The sequence below is a fragment of the Glycomyces sambucus genome, assembly GCF_900102815.1.
In the GTDB taxonomy this organism is placed as follows: Bacteria; Actinomycetota; Actinomycetes; order Mycobacteriales; family Micromonosporaceae; genus Glycomyces; species Glycomyces sambucus.
On sequence record NZ_FNGF01000001.1, the window covers coordinates 579,443 to 602,002 of the forward strand.

The following is a 22,560-nucleotide window of genomic DNA, read 5'->3' on the forward strand; positions in this document are numbered from 1 at the left end:
AAAGCCCGGCGATCTCGCCGGGCTTCTTGCTGTTCCTGAGCGGACGACCGGGATCGAACCGGCGACCTACACCTTGGCAAGGTGTCGCGCTACCAACTGCGCTACGTCCGCATCTCGCAGGGTGACCTGCGAACGACCATACTGTAGCGCACCGTTCAACCGGACTTCATGGGGCCTTGGTGCCGATTGGGGCTTAGATCACGCCTGCGGCGCGCCCAGGCCGAGCGCCGCGCGGGCCTCCTCGTCGAGCCCTTCGATCGCGACCTCGTGCCGCCGATGCGCCTCCCAGCGCTCGCGGTCGAGCCGCCAGCGCCGGTCGAGCCGCCGCTGGTCGCGCAGGACCTTGTGGTCGACGCCGTCGGCGAGGTACCCCAGTCTCCGCGAGACCCCGGCCGAGGGCTCGTTCCCGTCGAACGAGGCGCTGAGCGCGTAGTCGGCGCCCAGGCCCTCGAAGAGGAACGCCAGCACGGCGGCGCGCATCTCGGTCCCGAAGCCCTGCCCGTGGTGGGCGAGGCCGAGCCAGGAGCCGGTGGTGGCCTCCCGCGTGACCCCGAACCGCTTCGCGGTGACCTCCTGCATGCCGATGACCTTGCCTTCGTGGACGGTGACGAAGGGCAGCGCCCAGTCCTCGGGGGTCGACCCGGCGACGGCCTTCATCTGCCACTGGATGGTGGCCCGGCCGCGTTCGAGCGGTGCGGCCTCGGTCCAGGGTTCGACGAATGGCATGAAGTCGGGCGTGTGGACGCCTTCGGCGGCCCGGTCGGCGAGGGCGACCAGGTCGTCCATGTCGGGCAGGCGCAGTTCGAGGCGCGCGGTGCGGAGCCGGATGCGGTAGACCGGGAGGTAGTCGGTGAGCATGCACCGATTGTCCTGAGCGGTGCGGCGGGCCGCAATCGAGTTACGCGAGGCCGAGCATGGCGCGGGCGTCGTCGTCGAGGCCGTCGACGGCGGCCTCGTGGGTGCGGTGGGCCTCCCAGTCGTCGCGGGTGAGGCGCCAGCGCAGGCTGGTGACGCGTTCGCCGTTGTAGACCTGGTGGTCGATGCCGTCGGGGCGGTAGCCGAGCTTGCGGGAGACGGCTTCGGAGGGGCCGTTGCCGTCGAGGCAGTCGCTGAGGGCGTAGTCGGCGCCGAGTCCGTCGAAGAGGAGGGCGAGGACGGCGGCGCGCATCTCGGTGCCGAGGCCCTTGCCGTGGTGGGCCTGGCCGAGCCAGGAGGAGGTGGTGGCCTCGCGGGTGACGGCGTACCGCTTTCCGGCGAGGTCCTGCTTGCCGATGACGCGGCCGTCGTGGACGGCGACGAAGGGCAGGCACCAGCGGTCGGGGGTGACGGCGGCGATGAGGTTGAGGTTCCAGAGGATCGCGGTGCGCCCGCGCGCGAGCGGGTCCGCCTCGGTCCAGGCGTTCTTGAAGGGCTGGAAGTCGGGGCCGTGCACGCCGGCGGCGGCCTGGTCGGCGAGCGCGGCGAGGTCGTCGGTGTCGGGCAGGCGCAGTTCGAGGCGCGCGGTGCGCACGCGGATGCGGTAGATCGGCAGGTAGTCGGCGAGCATGCGTGCGATTGTGCCCGAACGGTCGGACATGCGGGCGCGGTCGGGCGGGCGGGTCGCGGCCGGGCGTCGCGAGGACGTCGTCGCGGGTCGGGAGGTCGTGAGTCGGGACGGCAATCGGTCATCGGCTCGCGGGGCCGCCTAGACTTCCGGGGACGGTCGGAGGAGCGGGAGGCGCGGCATGAACATGGGCCAGTCGGGGATGCTGTTCGTCTTCGGGATGTTCCTGCTCGTCACGGCGATCATCATCGCGGGGTTCCATTTCGCGGCCACGGCGTCGAAGGCGCGGGCGGCGGCGGCGCGGGAGGCGCACTACCGGGAGCTGGCGGAGAAGGCGAGCGTGGACGCGACGGAGATCCAGGCGTCGCTCATCGAGATCAAGTCGCGGCTGGCGTCGCTGGAGCGGCAGCGGGCCGCGGAGTAGGCGCGCGAAGAATTCTTTCGAATCGCGGTCAATCCGCGCCCGATGGGGCACGCTCTGACGCATGGACACCGCGAAGACCGAGCACTCCCGCGCGCCGCTCTCGGACGAGGAGCTGGCGGGCGTCGACGCCTACTGGCGGGCCGCGAACTACCTGACGGTCGGGCAGATCTACCTGCTCGACAACCCCCTGCTCCGCGAGCCGCTGCGACCGGAGCACATCAAGCCGCGCCTGCTGGGCCACTGGGGCACGAGCCCCGGCCTGAGCCTGATCTACGCGCACCTGAACCGCTGCATCAAGGCCCGCGGGATGGACGTGATCTACGTGTGCGGGCCGGGGCACGGCGGTCCGGCGATGGTCGCGAACACGTGGCTGGAGGGCACGTATCCGGAGCTGTACCCGTCGGTGAACCACTCGGAGGAGGGGATGCGGCGGCTGTTCCGCCAGTTCTCGTTCCCCGGCGGCATCCCCTCGCATGTCGCGGCGGAGGTGCCCGGGTCGATCCACGAGGGCGGCGAGCTGGGGTACGCGCTGTCGCACGCGTACGGGGCGGCGTTCGACAATCCGGGGCTGACGGTGGCGTGCGTGGTCGGCGACGGCGAGGCCGAGACGGGGCCGATGGCGGGGTCGTGGTTCTCGAACGTGTTCCTGAACCCGGTCTCCGACGGCACGGTGCTGCCGATCCTGCACTTGAACGGGTACAAGATCGCGAACCAGACGATCTTCGCGCGGATCTCGGACGAGGACCGCGCGAGCTTCTTCCGCGGCTGCGGGTACGACCCGGTCCTGGTGGACGGGGACGACCCGGCGGAGGTGCACCAGGCGCTGGCGGGGGCGATGGACGCGTGCTTCGACCGGATCGCGGAGATCCGGGCGGAGGCGCGGGCGGCGGCGAACGGGGCGCCGGTGCGGCCGCGCTGGCCGATGATCGTGCTGCGCACGCCGAAGGGCTGGACGGGCCCGTCCGATGTGGACGGCAATCCGGTGGAGGGCACGTGGCGGGCGCACCAGGTGCCGCTGTCGGGGGTCCGCACGAACGCGGACCACCTTGCGATGCTTGAGGAGTGGATGCGCTCGTACCGGCCGGAGGAGCTGTTCGACGCCACGGGCGCGCCGGTCCCGGAGCTGCTGGGGATGCCGCCGGAGGGCGGGGCGCGGATGAGCGCGAACCCGCACGCGAACGGCGGCCTGGTGCTGCGCGACCTGGTCCTGCCGGACTACCGGGACTACGGGGTGGAGGTCGAGGGCCACGGGTCGACGACGGGCGAGGCGACCCGGACGCTGGGCACGTGGCTGCGCGACGTCATGGCCGCGAACCCGGACCGGTTCCGGCTCTTCGGACCCGACGAGGTCGAGTCGAACCGGCTCGGCGCGGTCTTCGAGACCACCGACCGGCAGTGGCAGGCGGAGATCCTGCCGACCGACGAGCACCAGGCCCCGCACGGGCGGGTCATGGAGGTCCTGTCGGAGCACCTGTGCGAGGGCTGGCTGGAGGGGTACCTGCTCACCGGCAGGCACGGCCTGTTCACCAGCTACGAGGCGTTCATCCACATCGTCGACTCGATGTTCAACCAGCACGCGAAGTGGCTCGACTCCTCCAGGGGCATCCCGTGGCGGCGCCCGGTCGCGTCGCTGAACTACCTCCTGTCGAGCCACGTGTGGCGCCAGGACCACAACGGCTTCTCGCACCAGGACCCGGGGTTCATCGACCACGTGATGAACAAGAAAGCCGACATCGTGCGGGTCTACCTGCCGCCGGACGCGAACACCCTGCTGTCCACGATGGACCACTGCCTGCGCAGCCGCCAGTACGTGAACGTGGTCGTCGCCGGGAAGCAGCCCGCGCTCCAGTACACGAGCATGGACGAGGCGGTGCGCCACTGCGAACGGGGCCTGGGGATCTGGGAGTGGGCCTCCACCGACGGCGGCGAGGAGCCCGACGTGGTCCTCGCCTGCGCCGGCGACGTGCCCACACTGGAGGTCCTGGCCGCGGCCGACCTCCTGCGCACCCACCTGCCCGAGCTGAAGGTCCGGGTGGTGAACGTGGTCGACCTGATGCGGCTCCAGCCCGAGAGCGAGCACCCGCACGGGCTCGGCGACCGCGAGTTCGACACCGTGTTCACCGCCGACCGGCCGGTGCTGTTCGCGTTCCACGGCTACCCGACGCTCATCCACCGCCTCACCTACCGGCGCACCAACCACGACAACATCCACGTGCGCGGCTACAAGGAGGAGGGCACCACGACCACGCCCTTCGACATGGTGATGCTCAACGACCTCGACCGGTTCCGGCTGGTCATGGACGTCATCGACCGCGTCCCGGGCCTGGGCCCCAACGCGGCCGGGCTGCGCCAGCGCATGGTCGACGCCCGCCACGCCGCCCGCGAGCACACCCGCACGCACGGCGAGGACCTGCCCGAGGTGGCCGACTGGAGCTGGCCGGGTTAGCTTGCCGTGCAACACAAGTGACTGAAGGCGCAGCTGCAACCGCTTGACACTCCGCGAACACGCTTCGTTAACCTCTTAGGGGAGGCTCACCCGCTCACCCCCTGGAGGTCCTCACGTGGCGAAGGTCAGGCCCGGACGCGTCGTAGTGGACTACGGCGAGGCCGTCGTGGTGTTCACCGGCGGCATCCGGATCAACCGGCTGTGGAAGGTCGGGAAGTGGGTGCCGGTCCTGGTGGCGCTGCGGAGGATCCTGCGGGAGCTGGCCTCCGACCCGGAGCTGGGGCTGCTCGACTCCCGGTTCGCCTTGAGCGGGCGGGTGGTCATGGTCGTCCAGTACTGGCGCAGCGGCGACCACCTGGAGGAGTACGCGCACTCCCAGGAGCGCCTGCACCGCGGGTTCTGGAAGTGGTTCAACCAGAGCGTCAAGGACAACGGCGACGTGGGCCTGTGGCACGAGCTGTACCAGGTGCCCGCGGGGGCGTTCGAGACCTCGTACTTCAACATGCCGCCCTTCGGACTCGCGCGCGCCACCAAGGAGAAGGAGGCCGCGCGCACCGACCCGGACGACCACGGGCACGGCCACCACGGGCACGACCACCACCGCGGGGCCGTACCCGACGGGGCCTAGATCCCGAACGCCGTGAAGTCCCGCTCCAGCGTCTCGGTGGCCCACTTGGTCTGGTTCGCCTCCTGCTCGGCGTCGAACCCGCGCACCTTGCACTCCGCCACCAGGATGAGCATGATGTACGTGCGGTAGAGCGCGAGCCGCCGCTCCTCCCCCGCGGTCATCGGCCGGCCCAGGAACCCGTCCACGACCGCCGGGAACTCCTCCTCCGGGATCATCTGGAGCGACACGAGCTCGGCGATCGGGTCGCCGTAGAAGGCGCGCTCGCCGTCGATGAACGCCTCCAGGGCCCAGCCGTCGCCCTCGCGCCTGACGAAGATGTTGCCGTCCCACAGGTCGAAGTGGACGAGCGCGGGCCGCTGCACCTCGTCGAGCAGCGCGTGCTCCGCGCGGACCAGGGCCCGGACGGCCGCGACCGGGCGCGGGAGGGCGGTGCCCTGCTCCTCGATGTCGTCGAGGACGTCGTCGACCATCGCCGTGAACGCGGCCGACCAGGTGTCGGCCCTGGTGCGCCCGCTCGCGCGCGGGTAGCCGAAGTGCGTGCCGGTGACGGTCGCGTAGCCCGCGCTCGCGGCGCCGATCTCCTTGCGCAGCAGCAGGAGCTGGTCGGCAGGGATCTCCTCGCGGGCCTTCGGGAGCGGGACGCCGTCGAGGCGGTCGATGATGATGACGCCGCCCTCGGGGTCGGCGTGCCACAGCCGCGGCATGGGCACGCCCGCCGCGATGCCGCGCTCGAAGCACTCGATCTCGGTGGCCATGAGGTCGACCTCGTAGCGCAGGAGCTTCAGGTCCCTGTCGGGGGCGACCTTGACGACCACGCGGCGGCCGTCGGCGATCGCGAGGGCGTGGGCGGCGTTAAAGAAGCCGTCCTTGAACTCCTCGTGCGCGGTGAACTCGAGGTCGGCGCCGAGGGCGGCGCGGACCAGGGACTCGACGTCGGCGCGGTCGAGGCGGGGGCGGATGGCGACTTCGGACATGGCGCCATTCTCGCGGCGCGGCGCCGCGGGCGCAAGAGCGTTCCCGCCGCATGCGGACGGCCCCGGAGCGCAGCGCTCCGGGGCCGTGCTCGCGCGGTCGTTCAGCCCGCCTTGAGCGCCGCGAGGCGGGCCTCGACGTCGGCGTCGTCGCTGACGTCGTTCAGGGCCTCGAACTGGCTGTCGAGCGAGGACATCGCCAGCTCCTGGTGTCCGCGGACCTTCGCCTCCTCGCGCCGCACCTTGTCCTCGAAGCGGCTGACCTCGCTGAGCGGGTCCATGACGTCGATGCTGCCGATCGCGTCGTTGACCTTCTGCTGCGCCTCGGCGGTCTTGGCGCGCGCGGCGAGGCTGGAGCGCTTCGCCTGGAGCTCGTTGAGCTTGTCCTTCATCTGGCCCAGGCCGGTCTTGAGCTTGTCGACGACCTCCTGCTGGCTCTTGATGAGCGGCGCCTCGTCGGACATCTCCTTCTCGACGGCGATCTGCTTGCCGAGGGCGACCTTCGCGAGGTTGTCGAACTTGTCGGCCTCGTCGGTGCTGCCGGAGGCGCGGAGCTGGTCGGCCTTCTGGCTCGCGTTCTTGGCCTTGACGCCCCACTCCTCGGCGGCCTTCTGGTCGCCGGCGTAGTCCTCCTCCATCAGGCGCAGGTTCCCGATGGTCTCGGCGATGGCGTTCTCGGCGTCCACGATGCTGTTCTTGTAGTCCCGCTCGATCTGGGCGAGCATCTTGGCGGGGTCCTCGGCGTTGTCGATGGCGTCGTTGATGTTCGCCTTGACGAGTTGCGAGATGCGCCCGAAGATCGACTGCTTCTTCGACATTGGTCCACTCCTGTTTCGAGATCGGTGCGATTAGGGTCAGAGGGCTGCGCCCCGGGATTCAGAACCGGCCCCCACCCCCTCGCCTCCCGCGGGTGCCCGAGCCGCCGAACGACCCGGGCCCGCGGCGGCCCCCGCCGCCGCCGAACCCGCCGCCGCCGCCGAAGCCTCCCGGGCCGCGGCTGCCGCCGCCCCCGCCGAGGATCTGGCCGAGCAGGATGCCGCCGAGCATCGCGCCGGCGTTGCCGCCGCCACCGCCGCCCATGGAGCCCTTGTTCGGGTTGGAAGGGGCGAGGTAGCCCTGCACGTCCTGCTGGGCGAGCTGCGACGCGGCGTTCGCGAGCTGGTCGGCCCGCTGCGCCAGCGCGAGCGCCTGCACCGGGTCGGTGTCGGCGAGGGCGCGGGCCTGCGCGAGCTGCTGCTTCGCCTCGTTGAGGCGGGTGCGGGCCTCGGGGCCGACGGCGCCGCGGTTGGTGGTCACGTAGTCCTCGACGGCCGCGGCGGTGCTCTGCGCGGACAGGAGCATCTGCTGGAGCTGGGCCTTGGCCTTCTGCGCGTTCTGCACGGCCCCTTGGAGGATGCGGACCTCCTGTTCGAGGTCGAGCGACGCCTGCTCCACCCGGCCGGTGGCGGCGAGGGGGTCCACCTGCCCGGTCTGGGCCTTGACCTCGGCGATGACGGCCCGCAGGTTCGCGGCCTTCGCGGCGACGGCCTGGCCGCCCTGCGCGGCGGCGAGGCGGTCGGCGTCGGCGGCGTCCTGCTCGGCCTCGGCGAGGACGCCGGGGAGCTGGGCGGCGGCCTGGTCGAGTTCGCCGCCGCGGCGCACGACCGCGCCGGCCATCTGCTCGGCCTGGCCGACGGCCTCCTCGGCGGCGCGCAGGAGGACGGCGGCCTTGGAGCCGTCGTCGGCGGCCGCGGCCCGGTCGGCCTCGGCGAGGTGCTCCTCGGCGAAGCGGAGGCGGTCGGCGGCGGTGTCGGGGAACCCGCGGACGGTCTCGGTGGCGGAGGCGGGGTACGCGGTCGCCATGGCGGCCAGCGCGGTGCGGGCGGCGTCGAGGTCGATGCCGGCCGCGCGCTGTTTGAGGGCGGCGATGGCCTCGGGGGCGCGCTTGCCGAGGTCGCGGAGGGCGTCGAAGTCGTCGGCGACGGCGTCGAGGTCGTCGTTGGCCTTGGTGAGGCGGTCGATGATGCCGGCGAGCATGCGGCGGCGCTCGTCCTCGGTCTCGGGCTCGTCGTCGTCGAGGAGCTGCCTGGTGCGGAACGACTCGGAGAGCTGCTCTTTGGCGGTCTGGAGGGTCGCGGTGAACTTCCCGGTGGCCTCGTCGCCGAACTCGGCGACGGCGAAGCCGAGTTCCTGCTCGCTGGTGCGGAGGGCGTCGTCGGTCTCGACCAGGAGCCGGTTGGCCTCGCTGTTGAGGTCCTCGGTGGAGCGCGCGTCCACGGGAGGTCCGCCCTTGCCGCCGGCTCCGGCGGCGGGAGGGTGCTTGCGGCGGCGCATCCAGAGGACGGCGGCGACCACGATCGCGGCGACGACGAGGAGGCACAGGACGACGCCCATGACGCTGACGCCGGAGCCCGATCCGGCCCCGGCGACGTCGTCGCCCTCGTAGGCGGCCCGGTATCCGGCGGCGGCGTCGATGGCGGCCTGGGCCCAGTCCCCGTCCTGGAGCCGCGGCGCGATGAGGTCGGAGGCGACCTCGTTGAGCTGGGTGTCGGTGAGCGGGAACGCGGCGTCCACCGACCAGGTGTAGCGGCGGTCGCCGGTGGCGATCGCGAGGAGGATGTCGTCGGAGCCGAGTCCGGAGTCGACGGCGCTGGTGTCGGCCCAGGTCTGGGGGCCGTAGGAGTCGAAGCTGTCGATGTAGGCGACGTACAGGCCGATGCCGGTGGCGGATTCGAGGTCGTCGACGGCGTCCTGGACCTCGCCGGCGCGGTCGCCGAGGGCGTCGACCTGGTCGGTGACGCTGCCCGAGAGCATGATCGGCGCGACCGCTTGCGCTGCGGCCGGCTGGAGGAGGACGGCGAGGGCCGCCGCCGTCAGCGCCGCGGCGGCCCGCCTGGCCGTGCTGCCGATTCGGTTCATCGCGGACCGCACCCCCGTTCGGTCGGAAACGAAGTCAGTCTAGGAGCGCGTCGTCGCAGGTCGGGCGCTTTCTGAAGAACTCCTCGGGTCCCGGGCGGGGCCGGCGGGACCCGGAACGGTCGGTGACGCCGGTCACGGCTGAAATATTCGGACCCGCGCGGGCGTCTTTAGATTCGTTAGCACTCAACACCCGAGAGTGCTAACGCAGAGGACTAAGGAGACCACCATGATCGTGCGCTACCAGCACCCCTATGCGGCGTTCCGGCAGTTCGACCGCGCCTTCGCCAACCGCGAGTTCGAGCGCCTGGTGCGCCTCGGCTTCGGCCGGACCGCCGTGCAGTCCACGCTGCGCGCCGACGTCTACACCGAGGGCGAGGACCTGGTCGTCCGCGCCGCCGTCCCGGGCGTCAGCGCCGAGGACGTGACGGTCGAGCTCGAAGGCCGACGCCTCTCCATCACGGCCGAGCGCGAGGCCCGCGAGGCCGCCGACGGCGACCGCTACCTCGTGCGCGGACTCTCGTCCGGTTCGTTCTCCCGCGAGTTCACACTCCCGGCGGGCACCACGGCCGAGCAGGTCAGCGCCGAGGTCGCCGACGGCATCCTGACCGTGCGGGTCGCGGCGGCGGTCAAGCCCGCCCCCGAGGCCGTGCGGATCGCCGTCAAGGGCGCCGCGCCCGAGATCGAGGCCGAGGCCGAGGCGAAGGCCGAGGACGCCGAGACCGAGCACAAGTAGATCGAGTACCGCGAAGGGCCCCGGATCACTCCGGGGCCCTTCGCGCGCCCTCACTCCGCTTCGGGGGTCCCGAGGCGCATGCCGATGAGGGCGAGGTTCTGGATCGTGGCGAGGCCGCACTGGGCGGCGTCGTTGGTGGACAGCGTGCGCGCCTCGTCCACCGGGGACAGCACCTCCGGAGGCAGGATGCGCACGGCCCGGAAGGCGTCCTCCCCCATGAACTCGCCGCCCGCGAAGTACGCGCGCCAGGCCCGGTCGGCCAGCGCGTCGTCGCCGAGCCGGTCCGCCGCGTACGCGGTCAGGCGCGAGTGCGCCTGCTCCAGGTGGACGCCGTCGGGCGCCACACCCAGCTCCGCGCGCTGGACCTCGGGATCGGCGAGGTAGAGGCGGCAGTACGCCAACCAGGCGTCGCGGAACCCGGGGGCGTCCACGAGCCCGGCGTCGATGAGCGACACGAGCTCGCTGCACACCTCGACGAGGCCGAACACGGCCGAGAGGTGGGAGACCGAGACGCGGTCGCGCGCGGTGTCGAACCGGCCGGTGTCGAGGTCGTACAGGGCCTCGCCGGTGAAGAAGCCCTTGGGGAGCGCCCCGATGTCGCGCATGGTCCCGACCAGACGGTCGCGGGAGCGCTCGCTGCCGGTGATCTCCCAGTCCGCCAGCCAGGTCGCGGCCAGCGCGCTCCAGTCGGTGCCGAGGCCGACGGCGAGCGCGCGGCGCTCGGGCCGGTAGGTGGCCGCGTCGGCGCGGACCTTGCGCGTCGGGTCGAGGGCGAGGAACGCGGCGTCGGAGTCGCGCAGCTCCAGCATGAGGTCGCGGGTGTGCTCGTCGCCGGTGAGGAAGTAGTGGGCGCGGCGGTACGCGGGCGTGGAGATGCGCACCTGCTTGGCGCTGCACCCCCAGTGCTGCACGTTGTGCCTGGTGCCCAGGCCCTGCCAGGGTCCGGCGTGGTAGACGTCGACGTCGCCGGTGTGGCGGGTCATGCGCTCGGCGAGGCGGTAGGCGTCGGCGCGGCCGGTGCGCAGGAACGAGGTCCACAGCCACAGGTCCGGGGAGAGCTCGGAGTTGTCCCACGCGTAGCCGCCGACGTCGTAGCGCCAGGTGTGGCGGTCGGCGTCGTAGGCGTGCATGACGTCGCCGTAGTTCCAGAACCCGCACCAGGAGCGCTGGTCGACCTGGCCCGCGTAGAAGTCGAGGAGGAAGTCGAGGCGGTCCTCCAGGGCGGCGCGGCGCGGGTCGGTGCGGTCGGGCAGGTCCCAGTCGCCGAGGACGCGGGCCGCGTGCAGGGCCTCGGGTGCGGGGGCGAGCTGGGGGCGCAGGGCCGTGCCGCGGGCGATGCGGGCGAGTTCGGCGACGGGCGGGGTGGCGGCGAAGGGGGTGACGGTGAGCTCGTGGGTGCGGCCGATGCCGTGGGCGGTGCCGAAGCCGGGTTCGTAGTCCTCGTAGGTGATCTCGAGGGCGTCGAGCTGGTCGGCGTAGTCCTCCTGGCCGAGGCCGTCGTGGTAGAAGCGCAGGTCCATGGGTTCGGCGTCGGGCGACCAGAGCCAGGTGGTGAGGGTGGCGGCGTCCGAGTCGGCGCCGCGCACGTCGAGGCCGGTGGGGTGGGACTGCCAGAACCCGGACAGCCCCACGGCGAGTCCGCCTCCGGTGTCGCCGAGGTAGGCGAGGCCGTCGGCGCGGGTGCCCTGCGCGACGTCGATCCATGGTCTGCCGGGGGCGGTGCGCTTGCGGATGGCGAAGCCGTTGGCGTTGGGCTGGCGCAGGGTGTAGTCGGACCAGGTGGGGACCCAGCGGGAGAGGCGTGCCACGTCGCGGTCCCATGTGGAGGGATCGGGAGTGGGGCGGCCGTCGAGCTGCGCGGCGCGGACTTCGGCGCCGGGGTCGCGGCGCAGGCCGGTGAGGCCGCGCACGGCTTCGCGGAGGAACCCGCCCTCGGCGCCCGCGATGCGGACGTGGCGGTCGTGCGGGGCCGCGCGCAGGGGCACGGTGAACCGCAGGCCGAGGGAGGAGAGGAAGTCGCGGTCGGGGTCGCCGTCCCAGACGAAGGAGTGGACGACCCGGAAGGTCGCGGCTCCGGCGGCGAACACGAGGCGCACGGTGAACGGCAGCCATTCTCGGCCGTCCGGTTCGATGTGGACGCCGGTGACGCGCACGACGGCGCGCAGGGGGCCGACCTGCTCGACCTCGCAGCCGCGGACGTGCCCGGCGGCGTGGACGCGGCCGGGGACGTCGGGTTCGGGGCGGTCCTGGCGGCTGGAGACGAGGCGGCCGGAGGAGGCGACCTCGGCACCGCCGACGAGGATCGAGCGGACGAGGTCGGTGCCGTTGCGGGACAGGACGATGCGGGCCGCGCCGGTGTCGACTTCCACGGTGTCGGGGTGCTCGGTGACGCGGACGCGGGTCGCGGGGGCCGGGCCGGTGCCGCGCACGACCCGGTAGCCGTCGGCGGGTTCGCTCGCGCCGAGGGCGACCCCGGCCCACTTGACGCTGCCGTCGGGCCAGGCGGCGAGGCGCCAGGTCTGGGCGGGCACGGGCGCGCCGGAGGCGTCGAGGACCGCCAGGTCGGCGGGGTCGGTCACGGTGCCCGGTGTGAACGGGACGCCGCAGGTGACGCCCGCCAGCGCGAGGTCGGGCAGGGCGTCGTCGAGCCAGCGCAGGGGGACGTCGACGGGATTCGTGTTCGGCGTGGTGGTCATGGCAGCGCGGTCACCTCGGGGTCGCGGTAGTGGGAGACGAGCGGGAACGTCTGGCGGCATTCGATGCGGCCCAAGCCGAGCGGGCCATGGAACGTGAAGCGGGTGAGGCCGTCGACTTCGAACGACCCCTCCGGGCCGCGTTTGACGACGTGGGGCGGTAGGCGGTCACGGCTGCAAGGTCCACTTGCCGAGGGGCGCGAGGTCGGCGCCGACGCCGCGGATCGCGTCGAGCCGTTCGGCCACAAAGCGGGCGACGGCCGCGGCGCCCGCGGTCGTGTAGTGGGTGTTGTCGTTCGCGAGGGCCGCGTCGACCAGGATGCCGCGCGCGGCGGCGGCGCCGTGGACGAACAGCGCGGCCGAGCCGGCCTCGCCGAGGTACGTGTAGAGCCAGCGGGTGAAGGCGTTGAGGTCGATGACCGGCACGTCGAGTTCGCGGCTGAGCGCGCGTACGGCGTCCGGGTAGGGTCCGTGCGAGTACCGCAGGGCCCCTTCGTCGTCGAAGAGGCGGCGCTCGACGCTCGTGGCGAGGACCGGGCGCGCCCCGGCGGCGCGGGTCTCGGCGGTGTACACGGCGAGGCGGTCGCGGTAGCCGCCCGCGGCGGCGAGGTCCACGGGCTCCTTCTGGTCGTTGTGCCCGAACTGGATCACGACGGTGTCGCCGGGTCGCAGCTCGGCGGCGATGCGGTCCCAGTGGCCCTCGTCGCGGAACGACCGGGTGGTGGCGCCGCCGACCGCGCGGTTGGCTACGGCTTCGGCGGTGAACCGGCGCAGTTCGTCGCCCCAGCCCAGGAGCGGCAGGTCGGGGCGGCCCGCGGTGGCGCCCCCGTCGGTGGGGGCGACGGTGGAGTCGCCGGCGAGGTGGATCGTCATCAGCCCTTCACACTCCCGATGAGCATGCCCTTCGCGAAGTGCTTCTGGAGGAACGGGTACGCCAGGAGCACCGGGATGGTCGCGATGACGACCACCGCGAACTTGATGCCCTGGGCGGGCGGCGGCACGTCGGTCGCCATCTCGTCCGCCGAGAGCGAGGCGGCGGCGGTGACCTGCCGCAGGATCATCTGGAGCGTCCACTTGCTGGTGTCGCTGAGGTAGAGGAGCGGCGAGAGGTAGTCGTTCCAGATGCCGACGGCGTAGAACAGCGCGAACGTGGCGAGTACGGGCTTGGACAGCGGCAGGACCACGTGGCGGAGCACCTGGAGCTCGTTGGCGCCGTCGATCTTCGCGGACTCCTCCAGCTCCGGCGGGAGCTGCTGGAAGAAGTTCTTGATGATGATGAGGCTGAACGGGTTGATCGCCATGGGCAGGATGAGCGCCCAGTAGGTGTCGAGCAGGCCGAGGTCCTTGACCACGAGGAAGGTCGGGATCATGCCGGCGCTGAAGACCATCGTGAAGACGACCAGGGCGAGCACGGTGCGGCGCCCGGGGAGGTCGGCCTTCGCGAGCGGGTACGCCATGAGCGCGGTCAGGCCGAGCTGGACGAGCGTGCCGACGAAGGTGACGACGACGGTGGTGGCGAAGGCCCGCACGAACACGTCCGAGGACAGGATCGAGCGGTACGAGCTCGTGGTGATCTCCTCGGGCCACAGGAAGAACGGCCGGGTGGTGATCTCCAGTTCGGTGGCGAAGGACCCGGCGAGGACGTACAGGAACGGCAGGATCGCGAGCAGGCCTACCCCGGTGAGGAGCGCGACGTTGAGGACGTCGAACGCGCGGCCCGCGCGGGTGTTGAACCGCTGGTGGGAGGTGGACATCAGAAGATCCCCTGCTGGTTGAAGCGCTTGGCGAGCCAGTTGGTGCCGAAGATGAGCACGAGGCCGACGAGGGCCTTGAACAGGCCGACGGCCGTGGAGTAGCTGTAGGCGCCCTGCTCGATGCCGGCGAAGTAGACGTACGTGTCGAACACGTCGGCCACGGTCCGGTTGAGCGAGTTCGACATCAGGTAGATCTGCTCGAAGCCGGTGTTCAGGATCTGTCCGGTGTGGAGGATGAGCAGGACCACGATCGTGGGCATGATCGAGGGGATGGTGATGTTCCGGACCCGCTGCCAGCGCCCGGCCCCGTCGATGACCGCGGCCTCGTACTGCTCCTGGTCGACCCCGGCGAGGGCCGCGAGGAAGATGATCGTGCCCCAGCCGGTGTCCTTCCAGACCATCTGCATGAGGATGAGCGGGCGGAACCAGTCGGGGTCGGCGAGCATGTTCGCGTCGGTGCCGAACAGGTCGGAGAGGAACGTCCACAGGGGGCCGGTGCCGATCGCGAAGAGCAGCGCGGTGATCGAGACGACGACGGTCCACGACAGGAAGTGCGGGATGTAGACGAGGGTCTGCACCGTGCGCTTGAGGATCTGGAGCCGCAGTTCGTTGAGCAGCAGCGCGAGCACGATGGTGAGCGGGAAGGCGATGAACAGGCTGAGGGCGGCCACGATGAGCGTGTTCGCGAGGAGCCGGGTGAAGTCGGGGTTGGACAGGAACGCCTGGAAGTGGTCGAGGCCGACCCATTCGCTGCCGTCGATGCCGAGGAAGGGGATGTAGTTCTTGAACGCGATCCGGGCCCCGTACATGGGCCAGAAGCGGAACAGCGCGAAGTAGAGGGCGCCGGGGAGCATGAGCAGGAGCAGCCAGCGGTAGCGCACCGCGTCGCGGCGCAGGCGCTGCGGGCGCGAGCGGGGCCGCGGGCGCGGGGGCTCGGGGTCGGCCGCGAGTGCGGTCGTCATCGCAGTCTCCTTGGGGGGCTTGAGGGGTGGGGGCCAGGGGCGGGGCCGGCCGCGGTGGGGCCGGCCCCGCGCGGGTCAGTTCAGGTCGGCGTACAGGTCGTTCATCTCCTCGACGACCTGGTCGCCGCCGCTGGACCGCCACGTCTCGATGGCCGCCTGGAGTCCGGCGTCGTCGATCTGCCCGGCGATGTACTGGATGCGGGCGTCGGCGATGATCGTGTCGAGCTGGGCCCCGCTGGTGGTGTAGGTCGGGGACACGAGCGCGGCCGCCGGGTTGTAGACCGCGTTGGCGACGTCCTCGGCCTGGAGGTCGAGCCGGAGCTGGTTGAGCGCCTGGTCGAACTCGGTCTCCTGCTGGATCGGGTAGGCGTTGTACCCGGCGAGGTTGGTGCCGAGCTGCGCCCAGGCGCCCGTGACCTGGTCGGTGAAGTCCTGCTTCGCGGGGTCGAAGACGGCCTCGCCGTCGACGACCGAGTAGTTGTCCCCTTCGATGCCGTGGTTCATGAGGTTCTGCGCCTCGGTGGTGTTCAGCTCGTTGAGCGCGGTGAGCACCTGCTCGAGCTGGTCCTCGTTCTGGACGCCCGAGCGCGGGATCGCGAGGAACCCGGAGTACCCGGCGGTCGGCAGCGCGTAGGTGCCGTTCGGGCCGTCGAGCTGGCCGACCAGCGCGACGTACCGGTCGTAGGTCTCGGGGTCCTGCTCCTTGAACAGCTTGGCGAGCTCGACCGCGCGGGACTGCACGTCGATGATGATGCCGCCCTTGCCGTTGAGGAAGGGCTCGTTCCAGGTGGCCGGGTCCATGGTGGCGTAGTCGGGGTTGACGTAGCCGCCCGAGACCAGGTCGCGCTCGTACTGGAGCGCCTGGAGCCATTCGTCGGAGGTGAACGCGGGGGCGAGTTCGCCGCCCTCGTCGCGCCACAGGTTGCCGGCGCCGTACCAGGTCTCGATGGCGTCGTAGGGGCTGCCGTTGCCGATGCCGCTCCAGGCCGGGTTGATGAGGCCGTAGGTGTCGTCCTGGCCGTTGCCGTCGGGGTCGTCCTCGGTGAAGGCGCGGGCGATCTCGGCGAGGTCGGCGGTGGTCTCGGGCGCGGCCAGGCCGAGGTTGTCGAGCCAGTCCTGGCGCAGGATCACGCTGGTGCGGATGACGTCGCGCGCCCGGTAGACGCCGTAGACCTTGCCGTTGACGCTGGACGCCTCCTGGACCTGCGCGTTCTCGGTGACGAGGTTCGGGTAGTCGCCGGAGGCGAGGTGGTCGGTGAGGTCCCAGAAGCCGCCGGCCTCGGCGGTCTGGACGAAGGACTGGTCCTTGCCCTGGATGACCATGACGTCGGGGATGTCGTCCCCGGCGAGGACCGTGTTGGTCTTGCTGCCGTAGTCGGTGTTGGGGACCCACTGGACGCTGAGGTCGAGTCCGGCGAGTTCGCTGAGCGCCTCGTCGATCGGGTCGTCCTCCTCCGGCGGGACCGCGGAGAAGAAGGGCGCCATGATGGTCAGCGACTCCAGCGGCTCGCCGGAGCCTTCGCCGCCGTCGGAGCACGCGGCGGTCAGTGCGAGGCTCGCCGCGGCGGCCAGCGCCAGGGGTATGCGCTTGCTTTCGAACATGGGGGTCCTTTCGGAAGGGGATTTCGGTGGTCGGTCCGCCGGCGCCGGCAGCGGAGGTCAGGCCGGGAGGTTCCGGTCGTTGGCGGCGAAGAAGGAGAGGCACAGCGCGGTGCACAGGTGGATCCACACGCCGATCGAGAGCACCGGCGCCAGCCCGGGCACGAGTCCCGTGACGGCCGCGACGAGCGCGGTGGTGGCGATGAGGAGGAGCGGCGCGCCGGGGAACCTGGTGAGGAACGCCCAGGACAGGCGCAGGCACCGGCCGCGGCGCAGGTCGTAGTGGGCGTCCATGGCCACCGCGATGAGCAGGTGCGCGAGGCAGACCGCGCCGGCCGCGGCGAGGGCGGCCTGGAGCCAGCGGGTCTCGGCGGCGGCGAGGTTCCAGCCCAGGAGGGCGAGCGCGACCGCGGAGGGCGCCGCGAGGAGGTTGGCGTGGACGAAGCGGCGCCGCCACCGGGAGGCGAATTCGCGCACGAGGCGCTGCGTGTCGCCGCGCAGGCGGGTCCGGCTGCACGCGGCGGCGGCCGCGAGCGCGGGGGCCCAGCCGAGGACGATCCCGCCCGCCAGGGTGAAGGCGATCACGAGGAGGTTGAGCGCGCCGACGAACGCTATGGCGTCGAGGCGGCCGTACCAGCGCTCGGTCCGCGAGCCGTCGCGGGCCGTCCGCTCGGGCGCCGCCGGACCGCGAGGGGTGTCCAGTGTCGTCATGCGCGTGCTCCACATCTCCATCGATGCGCTCGGGCGGCCGTCGCAGGTTCGCCCGAAAGGGGTGCCGCCGGAGGGCGGCGCGAGGGTCCAACAGTTTTGAAAGGATTCAAACGTGATTGACACAATAGTTAACGATCACCCTCCCGTCAACACGGGACGCGAGGCGATGTCAGGGGCCCATGACCAGGGAGTAATCGGACGAATGCGGCACGCGAGCGGCGGTGAGCCGGAGTCCATCGCGGACTGACGCGATTGTCGTTGCAGTGCAGCAGAGCACCAGGTCAGGAGTCCTCAAGGGACGGCATGGCTTCGAAGCAGGTCGATGGCCGCGTCATTGAATCGGTTCAACCGAGACGGGCGGACCACTGGATGGGGCAGACCACTGGATGGGACCGTGCCGGAAGGCGGAGGCGAATGCGGCCGCCGCGCTGATTCATTCAAGGGGAATTGCCAGGGAACGAAACAAGGCCGCATAGCAACCTATGCGGCCTGTATTCGAGAATGCGTGGAGGTGGGTACGGGATTCGAACCCGTGTGCACGGCTTTGCAGGCCGTTACCTAACCACTCGGACAACCCACCGCGATAAAGCGTGGTGGACGATACTGGGATTGAACCAGTGACCTCTCCCGTGTCAGGGGAGTGCTCTCCCGCTGAGCTAATCGTCCGGGATAGCGCTCTTTCGAGCTCCGAGCGGACGACCGGGATCGAACCGGCGACCTACACCTTGGCAAGGTGTCGCGCTACCAACTGCGCTACGTCCGCATGTCTTCCAGGTATTTCGCATTCCCTGGCGACGGGATAGAACTTTACCCAACGCCGTGGGAAGCGTCCACCGGGGGGTCGGGGCTTCCGGCTTCGGACCGCGTTGTCGCAGCGCTCTGGCAGAATCCTCCCGTGGCTCAAGCTATCGATCAACGCATCGCCGAAGAACTCTCGGTCGGCGCCCACCAAGTCCGCTCGGCCGTCGCGCTCCTCGACGACGGCTCCACCGTCCCGTTCATCGCCCGGTACCGCAAGGAGGCCACCGGGGGCCTCGATGACGAGCAGCTCCGCTCCCTCGAAGAGCGCCTGGGGTACCTGCGGGAGCTGGAGGCCCGGCGCAAGGCGGTGCTCGAATCGATCGCCGAGCAGGGCAAGCTCACCGACGCGCTGGCCGCGCAGATCGACGCCGCCGACACGAAGGCCCGCCTCGAAGACCTGTACGCGCCCTTCAAGGTCAAGCGCCGCACCAAGGCCCAGATCGCCCGCGAGGCGGGCCTGGAACCGCTCGCCGAACTCCTGCTGAGTGATCCCTCACAGGACCCGGAGACCGCTGCCGCGGCGTTCCTGAACCCGGAGCAGGAGGTGGCCGACGCGGCCGCCGCGCTCGCCGGGGCCCGCGCGATCCTCACCGAGCGCTTCTCCGAGGACGCCGACCTCATCGGCGACCTGCGCGAACGCATGTGGCACAAGGGCAGGGTCGTCGCGAAGGTCCGCGACGGGGCCGAGGAGAAGGGCGCGAAGTTCTCGGACTACTTCGACTTCGCCGAGACCTTCACCACGCTCCCCTCCCACCGGGTGCTCGCGCTCTTCCGCGGCGAGAAGGAGGAGGCGCTCTCGCTGTCGCTGGAACCGGGCGAGACCGAGGTCGAGGGCGCCGACTGCGAAGGCGTCATCGCCGCGAAGTTCCGGATCAGGGACGAGGGCCGGCCCGCCGACGCGTGGCTCGCCAAGACCGTCTCGTGGGCCTGGCGCACCCGCATCCTCGTCAAGCTCGGCGTGGACCTGCGGATGCGCCTGTGGCAGCAGGCCGAGGACGAGGCCGTCCGGGTCTTCGCCGCGAACCTGAAGGACCTGCTGCTCGCGGCCCCGGCCGGACCGAAGGCCGTCATGGGCCTGGACCCGGGCTACCGGACCGGCGTCAAGGTAGCCGTGGTCGACGCCACCGGCAAGGTCCTCGACACCACCGCGATCTACCCGCACCAGCCGCAGAACCGCTGGGACGACGCGCTCGCCGTCCTCGGGGCCCTGGTCAAGAAGCACGGCGTGCAGCTCATCGCCATCGGCAACGGCACCGCCTCGCGCGAGACCGACCGGCTCGCGACCGACCTCGTCAAGGCGTTCGCGGGCGTGGCCGAGATCTCCAAGATCGTCGTCTCCGAGGCCGGCGCCTCGATCTACTCGGCGTCGGCCTACGCCTCCAAGGAGCTCCCGGGCATGGACGTGTCGCTGCGCGGCGCCGTCTCGATCGCCCGGCGCCTCCAGGACCCGCTCGCCGAGCTCGTCAAGATCGAGCCCAAGCACATCGGCGTCGGCCAGTACCAGCATGACCTCACCGAGGCCAAGCTCACGCGCTCGCTCGAAGCGGTCGTCGAGGACGCCGTGAACGCCGTCGGCGTCGACCTGAACACGGCCTCGGTGCCGCTGCTGTCGCAGGTGTCGGGCCTGAGCGAGTCGGTGGCCGGGAACATCGTGGCCTACCGCGACGAGCACGGGCGCTTCCCCGACCGCAAGGCGCTGCTGAGCGTGCCCCGCTTGGGCCCCAAGGCGTTCGAGCAGGCCGCCGGGTTCCTGCGGGTGCCGGGCGGGGACAACCCGCTCGACGTCTCCTCCGTGCACCCCGAGGCGTACCCGGTGGTCGAGCGGATCATCGCGGCCACCGGCGCCACCGTCGCCGGGATCGTCGGCGACGCGAAGACCCTGCGGGGGCTCCGGCCCGGCGACTTCGCCGACGACCGCTTCGGCGTGCCCACCGTCACCGACATCCTCGCCGAGCTGGAGAAGCCCGGGCGCGACCCGCGGCCGGAGTTCAAGGCCGCCGCGTTCAAGGAGGGCGTCGAGAAGGTCGGCGACCTCAAGCCCGGGATGCTCCTCGAAGGGGCGGTGACGAACGTCGCCGCGTTCGGCGCGTTCGTCGACATCGGCGTGCACCAGGACGGCCTCGTGCACATCTCGGCGCTCGCCAACCGGTACGTCGAGGACCCGCGCGAGATCGTCAAGCCCGGCGACGTGGTCAAGGTCAAGGTCGTGTCCGTCGACCTCGCCCGGCAGCGGATCTCGCTGACCATGCGCCTCGACGACGAGCCGGAGTCCGGTGGCGGCCAGGGCCAAGGCCAGCGCCGCCAGGGCGGCGGCGGCCAGGACCGGAAGGGCGGCAAGGGCGGCGGGCGCCAGCAGCCGCGCCAGAAGGGCGGCCAGCAGGCCGCGCCGCAGAGCGCGATGGCCGAGGCGCTGCGCCGCGCCGGGCTCACCAAGTGACCTCGTAACCCTGTGACGCGGCGGCGCGCCCGGCACCGGCCGGGCGCGCCGCCTACGCTGTGGACGTGAAGCTCAGTTCCCTGTTCCGGCCGATGGACCTCGTCGTGGGGTCGGTCAACGCGGTCGTGGTCATCTCCTGGACGCTCGTGCAGTGGGAGCTGCGGATGCGGGACGTGCAGGGGCTGAACGAGGACCTCGGCTGGATCATGATGGCCGTCTCGATCGTGGCGCTGTTCTTCCGCTCGGCGTTCCCGCTCGCGGTCACACTGGTGATCCTGGCGGCGACGCTCGTGTACTACCCGGCGTCGTCCACGGACGGGCCGATGATGTCGGCGTTCGTGATCTCCCTGTACACGCTCGCGGCGATGGGGCGGCTGGTCGCGGCGTCGGTGATCGCGGCGAGCACGTTCGCCATCATCGTGGTCTCCGAGGTGATCGCGAACTTCGCGCACATATCGCAGAGCGAGACGATCATGCTCGGCGGCTGGATCGTCGCCGTCCCCGCGATCGGCGCCGTGGTCGCGCACTACCGGCGCTACCGGGCGGAGACGCGGGTGGCGCTCGCGGAGGCGCAGCGGCGCAGCGTGGCCGAGGAGCGGATCAGGATCGCCCGGGAGCTGCACGACGCGGTCGGGCACCACCTCTCGCTCATCAACGTGCAGACCGCGGCCGCGCTCCGGAAGCTCCGCAAGGACCCCGAGTACCGGGCCGAGGGCGTGCTGGAGGTGGTCGCGGAGACGAGCCGGCAGTCGCTGCGGGAGCTGCGGGCGATGGTCGGGGTGCTGCGCGAGGCCGGGGCGGACTCGCCGACCGGGCCGGGGCCGAGCCTCGACCAGCTGCCGTCCCTCGTGGACGCGGCGCGGGCGTCCGGCCTGGAGGTGGAGCTGCGGGTCGACGGGCACGCGGAGCTGCCGGTGGCCGTCGACGCGGCCGCGTACCGGGTGGTGCAGGAGGCGCTGACGAACGTGCTGCGGCACGCGCGGGCCTCGCGGGTGCGGGTGAAGGTCGTCATCGGGACCACGACGCTGGCGGTCGCGGTGACCGACGACGGCGTCGGCGATGCCAAGGGCGCCAATGCGGAGGGGAACGGGCTCACGGGGATGCGCGAGCGGGCCGAAGGGCTCGGCGGTACCTTCAACGCGGGGCCGCGCGAGGACGGCGGCTTCACCGTGGAGGCCGCGTGGCCGATGGAGGTGCCGAAGTGATCCGGGTGATGCTCGTCGACGACCAGCGGCTGGTGCGGGCCGGGTTCGCGTCGATCCTCGGCGACGAGGAGGACATCGAGCTGGTCGGCGAGGCGGGCGACGGCGCCGACGCGCTGGAGCTGGTGCGCAGCAGGCGCCCCGACGTGGTGCTCATGGACATCCGGATGCCGCGCATGGACGGCCTGGAGGCCACCGAGCGGATCGGGCGCGACCCGAAGCTCGACGGCGTCAAGGTCGTCATCCTGACCACGTTCGACGAGGACGACTACGTGTACCGGGCCCTGCGGGCCGGGGCGAGCGGGTTCCTCGTCAAGGACACCGACCCCGACGAGCTCATCCACGCGATCCGGGTGGTCGCGGCCGGGGAGGCGCTCATCTCGCCGAAGGTGACGCGGCGGCTCATCGCCGAGTTCGCCGGGCGGGTCGCGCGGCCCGAACCGAGCTCGCGGCTCGGCGCGCTGACCGAGCGCGAGACCGAGGTCCTCAAGCTCGTGGCGACGGGCATGAGCAACGACGAGATCGCCGGGGCGCTGTTCCTGTCCCCCGCGACCGCGAAGACGCACGTCAGCCGCATCATGTCGAAGCTGGCCGCGCGGGACCGGGCGCAGCTGGTGGTGACCGCGTACGAGGCCGGGCTGGTCCGGCCGACCTGGACCGACGGGCAGTGATGCGACCGGGGAGGTACGGCCCGGCCCCGGCGTGATCCCGGGGGCGTAGCGCGAAAGCCGCTGCCGGGCCGATGCGCCCGGGCGGGG

At 71.6% G+C, this 22,560-nt stretch carries 18 protein-coding genes and 4 tRNA genes; 7 read left to right on the forward strand and 15 right to left on the reverse strand.

Going from position 1 to position 22,560, the window contains the following annotated elements:
* Nucleotides 1-38: 38 nt before the first annotated feature.
* The 3 genes from BLS99_RS02660 to BLS99_RS02670 all read right to left on the reverse strand — a co-directional run bounded on the left by BLS99_RS02660 (nt 39) and on the right by BLS99_RS02670 (nt 1,546).
* Nucleotides 39-111, reverse strand: a tRNA-Gly gene (locus BLS99_RS02660).
* Nucleotides 112-198: 87 nt separating this feature from the next.
* Nucleotides 199-858, reverse strand: coding sequence for a GNAT family N-acetyltransferase (locus tag BLS99_RS02665; protein WP_091043054.1), 660 nt, complete (start codon nt 856-858; stop codon nt 199-201).
* Between the two features lie 40 nt (nt 859-898).
* Nucleotides 899-1,546, reverse strand: a complete 648-nt coding sequence (locus BLS99_RS02670) for a GNAT family N-acetyltransferase (RefSeq protein ID WP_176953178.1) — start codon at nt 1,544-1,546, stop codon at nt 899-901.
* 178 nt (nt 1,547-1,724) lie between these two features.
* On the opposite strand from BLS99_RS02670, the gene BLS99_RS02675 reads away from it, so the two are divergent.
* The 3 genes from BLS99_RS02675 (at nt 1,725) to BLS99_RS02685 (ending at nt 5,041) form a co-directional block, all read left to right on the forward strand.
* The gene (locus BLS99_RS02675) at nt 1,725-1,967 is read left to right on the forward strand and encodes a hypothetical protein (protein ID WP_091043058.1); all 243 of its coding nucleotides are present in this window, start codon (nt 1,725-1,727) and stop codon (nt 1,965-1,967) included.
* 61 nt (nt 1,968-2,028) lie between these two features.
* Nucleotides 2,029-4,413, forward strand: a complete 2,385-nt coding sequence (locus BLS99_RS02680) for a phosphoketolase family protein (RefSeq protein WP_091043061.1) — start codon at nt 2,029-2,031, stop codon at nt 4,411-4,413.
* A gap of 115 nt (nt 4,414-4,528) precedes the next feature.
* The gene (locus BLS99_RS02685; RefSeq protein WP_218126182.1) at nt 4,529-5,041 is read left to right on the forward strand and encodes a DUF4188 domain-containing protein; all 513 of its coding nucleotides are present in this window, start codon (nt 4,529-4,531) and stop codon (nt 5,039-5,041) included.
* Here the strand turns inward: BLS99_RS02685 and BLS99_RS02690 are convergent.
* The 3 genes from BLS99_RS02690 to BLS99_RS27270 form a co-directional block, all read right to left on the reverse strand.
* On the reverse strand, nt 5,038-6,015 hold the full coding sequence (locus tag BLS99_RS02690) for a phosphotransferase family protein (RefSeq protein ID WP_091043062.1): 978 nt from the start codon (nt 6,013-6,015) through the stop codon (nt 5,038-5,040). The genes BLS99_RS02685 and BLS99_RS02690 overlap by 4 nt on opposite strands.
* 101 nt (nt 6,016-6,116) lie before the next feature.
* Nucleotides 6,117-6,830 carry a PspA/IM30 family protein gene (locus BLS99_RS02695; RefSeq protein ID WP_091043065.1) on the reverse strand — a complete coding sequence of 238 codons (714 nt, stop codon included), beginning with the start codon at nt 6,828-6,830 and terminating at the stop codon, nt 6,117-6,119.
* 58 nt (nt 6,831-6,888) lie between these two features.
* Nucleotides 6,889-8,910, reverse strand: coding sequence for a TPM domain-containing protein (locus tag BLS99_RS27270; RefSeq protein WP_143034662.1), 2,022 nt, complete (start codon nt 8,908-8,910; stop codon nt 6,889-6,891).
* Nucleotides 8,911-9,136: 226 nt separating this feature from the next.
* On the opposite strand from BLS99_RS27270, the gene BLS99_RS02705 reads away from it, so the two are divergent.
* The gene (locus tag BLS99_RS02705; protein WP_091043072.1) at nt 9,137-9,643 is read left to right on the forward strand and encodes an Hsp20/alpha crystallin family protein; all 507 of its coding nucleotides are present in this window, start codon (nt 9,137-9,139) and stop codon (nt 9,641-9,643) included.
* 50 nt (nt 9,644-9,693) lie between these two features.
* Here BLS99_RS02705 and BLS99_RS02710 read toward each other — a convergent pair whose 3' ends face one another.
* From BLS99_RS02710 to BLS99_RS02750, 9 genes are all read right to left on the reverse strand, one after another.
* Nucleotides 9,694-12,339 carry an exo-rhamnogalacturonan lyase family protein gene (locus tag BLS99_RS02710; protein WP_218126183.1) on the reverse strand — a complete coding sequence of 882 codons (2,646 nt, stop codon included), beginning with the start codon at nt 12,337-12,339 and terminating at the stop codon, nt 9,694-9,696.
* A 165-nt stretch (nt 12,340-12,504) separates the two neighbouring features.
* Nucleotides 12,505-13,209 carry a rhamnogalacturonan acetylesterase gene (locus BLS99_RS02715; RefSeq protein WP_091043076.1) on the reverse strand — a complete coding sequence of 235 codons (705 nt, stop codon included), beginning with the start codon at nt 13,207-13,209 and terminating at the stop codon, nt 12,505-12,507.
* Nucleotides 13,209-14,090, reverse strand: a complete 882-nt coding sequence (locus BLS99_RS02720) for a carbohydrate ABC transporter permease (protein ID WP_091043079.1) — start codon at nt 14,088-14,090, stop codon at nt 13,209-13,211. The genes BLS99_RS02715 and BLS99_RS02720 overlap by 1 nt, the downstream gene beginning before the upstream one ends.
* Nucleotides 14,090-15,052 (reverse strand): ABC transporter permease, encoded by a 963-nt coding sequence (locus BLS99_RS02725; protein ID WP_091043082.1) that lies wholly within the window; start codon nt 15,050-15,052, stop codon nt 14,090-14,092. Before BLS99_RS02725 ends, BLS99_RS02720 begins: the two co-directional genes overlap by 1 nt.
* A 75-nt stretch (nt 15,053-15,127) precedes the next feature.
* Entirely contained in the window at nt 15,128-16,654 is a 1,527-nt protein-coding gene (locus BLS99_RS02730) for an extracellular solute-binding protein (RefSeq protein ID WP_091043086.1), read from the reverse strand.
* A 57-nt stretch (nt 16,655-16,711) separates the two neighbouring features.
* Nucleotides 16,712-17,362, reverse strand: coding sequence for a DUF624 domain-containing protein (locus BLS99_RS02735; protein ID WP_176953179.1), 651 nt, complete (start codon nt 17,360-17,362; stop codon nt 16,712-16,714).
* Between the two features lie 506 nt (nt 17,363-17,868).
* A tRNA-Cys gene (locus BLS99_RS02740) sits at nt 17,869-17,942 on the reverse strand.
* 11 nt (nt 17,943-17,953) lie between these two features.
* A tRNA-Val gene (locus BLS99_RS02745) sits at nt 17,954-18,028 on the reverse strand.
* A 24-nt stretch (nt 18,029-18,052) separates the two neighbouring features.
* Nucleotides 18,053-18,125, reverse strand: a tRNA-Gly gene (locus BLS99_RS02750).
* A gap of 132 nt (nt 18,126-18,257) precedes the next feature.
* On the opposite strand from BLS99_RS02750, the gene BLS99_RS02755 reads away from it, so the two are divergent.
* From BLS99_RS02755 to BLS99_RS02765, 3 genes are all read left to right on the forward strand, one after another.
* Nucleotides 18,258-20,600, forward strand: coding sequence for a Tex family protein (locus BLS99_RS02755; RefSeq protein ID WP_091043093.1), 2,343 nt, complete (start codon nt 18,258-18,260; stop codon nt 20,598-20,600).
* Nucleotides 20,601-20,665: 65 nt separating this feature from the next.
* Nucleotides 20,666-21,805, forward strand: coding sequence for a sensor histidine kinase (locus BLS99_RS02760; RefSeq protein WP_143034663.1), 1,140 nt, complete (start codon nt 20,666-20,668; stop codon nt 21,803-21,805).
* Entirely contained in the window at nt 21,802-22,473 is a 672-nt protein-coding gene (locus BLS99_RS02765) for a response regulator transcription factor (protein WP_091043098.1), read from the forward strand. The genes BLS99_RS02760 and BLS99_RS02765 overlap by 4 nt, the downstream gene beginning before the upstream one ends.
* The last annotated feature ends 87 nt before the right edge of the window (nt 22,474-22,560 follow it).

Coding starts and splice junctions, on each gene's coding strand:
- BLS99_RS02710 (WP_218126183.1), bottom strand. CDS start 12,339: ATGACCACCACGCCGAACACGAATCCCGTCGACGTCCCCCTGCGCTGG.
- BLS99_RS02720 (WP_091043079.1), bottom strand. CDS start 14,090: ATGTCCACCTCCCACCAGCGGTTCAACACCCGCGCGGGCCGCGCGTTC.
- BLS99_RS27270 (WP_143034662.1), bottom strand. CDS start 8,910: ATGAACCGAATCGGCAGCACGGCCAGGCGGGCCGCCGCGGCGCTGACG.
- BLS99_RS02670 (WP_176953178.1), bottom strand. CDS start 1,546: ATGCTCGCCGACTACCTGCCGATCTACCGCATCCGCGTGCGCACCGCG.
- BLS99_RS02715 (WP_091043076.1), bottom strand. CDS start 13,209: ATGACGATCCACCTCGCCGGCGACTCCACCGTCGCCCCCACCGACGGG.
- BLS99_RS02695 (WP_091043065.1), bottom strand. CDS start 6,830: ATGTCGAAGAAGCAGTCGATCTTCGGGCGCATCTCGCAACTCGTCAAG.
- BLS99_RS02735 (WP_176953179.1), bottom strand. CDS start 17,362: ATGACGACACTGGACACCCCTCGCGGTCCGGCGGCGCCCGAGCGGACG.
- BLS99_RS02680 (WP_091043061.1), top strand. CDS start 2,029: ATGGACACCGCGAAGACCGAGCACTCCCGCGCGCCGCTCTCGGACGAG.
- BLS99_RS02725 (WP_091043082.1), bottom strand. CDS start 15,052: ATGACGACCGCACTCGCGGCCGACCCCGAGCCCCCGCGCCCGCGGCCC.
- BLS99_RS02690 (WP_091043062.1), bottom strand. CDS start 6,015: ATGTCCGAAGTCGCCATCCGCCCCCGCCTCGACCGCGCCGACGTCGAG.
- BLS99_RS02730 (WP_091043086.1), bottom strand. CDS start 16,654: ATGTTCGAAAGCAAGCGCATACCCCTGGCGCTGGCCGCCGCGGCGAGC.
- BLS99_RS02665 (WP_091043054.1), bottom strand. CDS start 858: ATGCTCACCGACTACCTCCCGGTCTACCGCATCCGGCTCCGCACCGCG.
- BLS99_RS02675 (WP_091043058.1), top strand. CDS start 1,725: ATGAACATGGGCCAGTCGGGGATGCTGTTCGTCTTCGGGATGTTCCTG.
- BLS99_RS02705 (WP_091043072.1), top strand. CDS start 9,137: ATGATCGTGCGCTACCAGCACCCCTATGCGGCGTTCCGGCAGTTCGAC.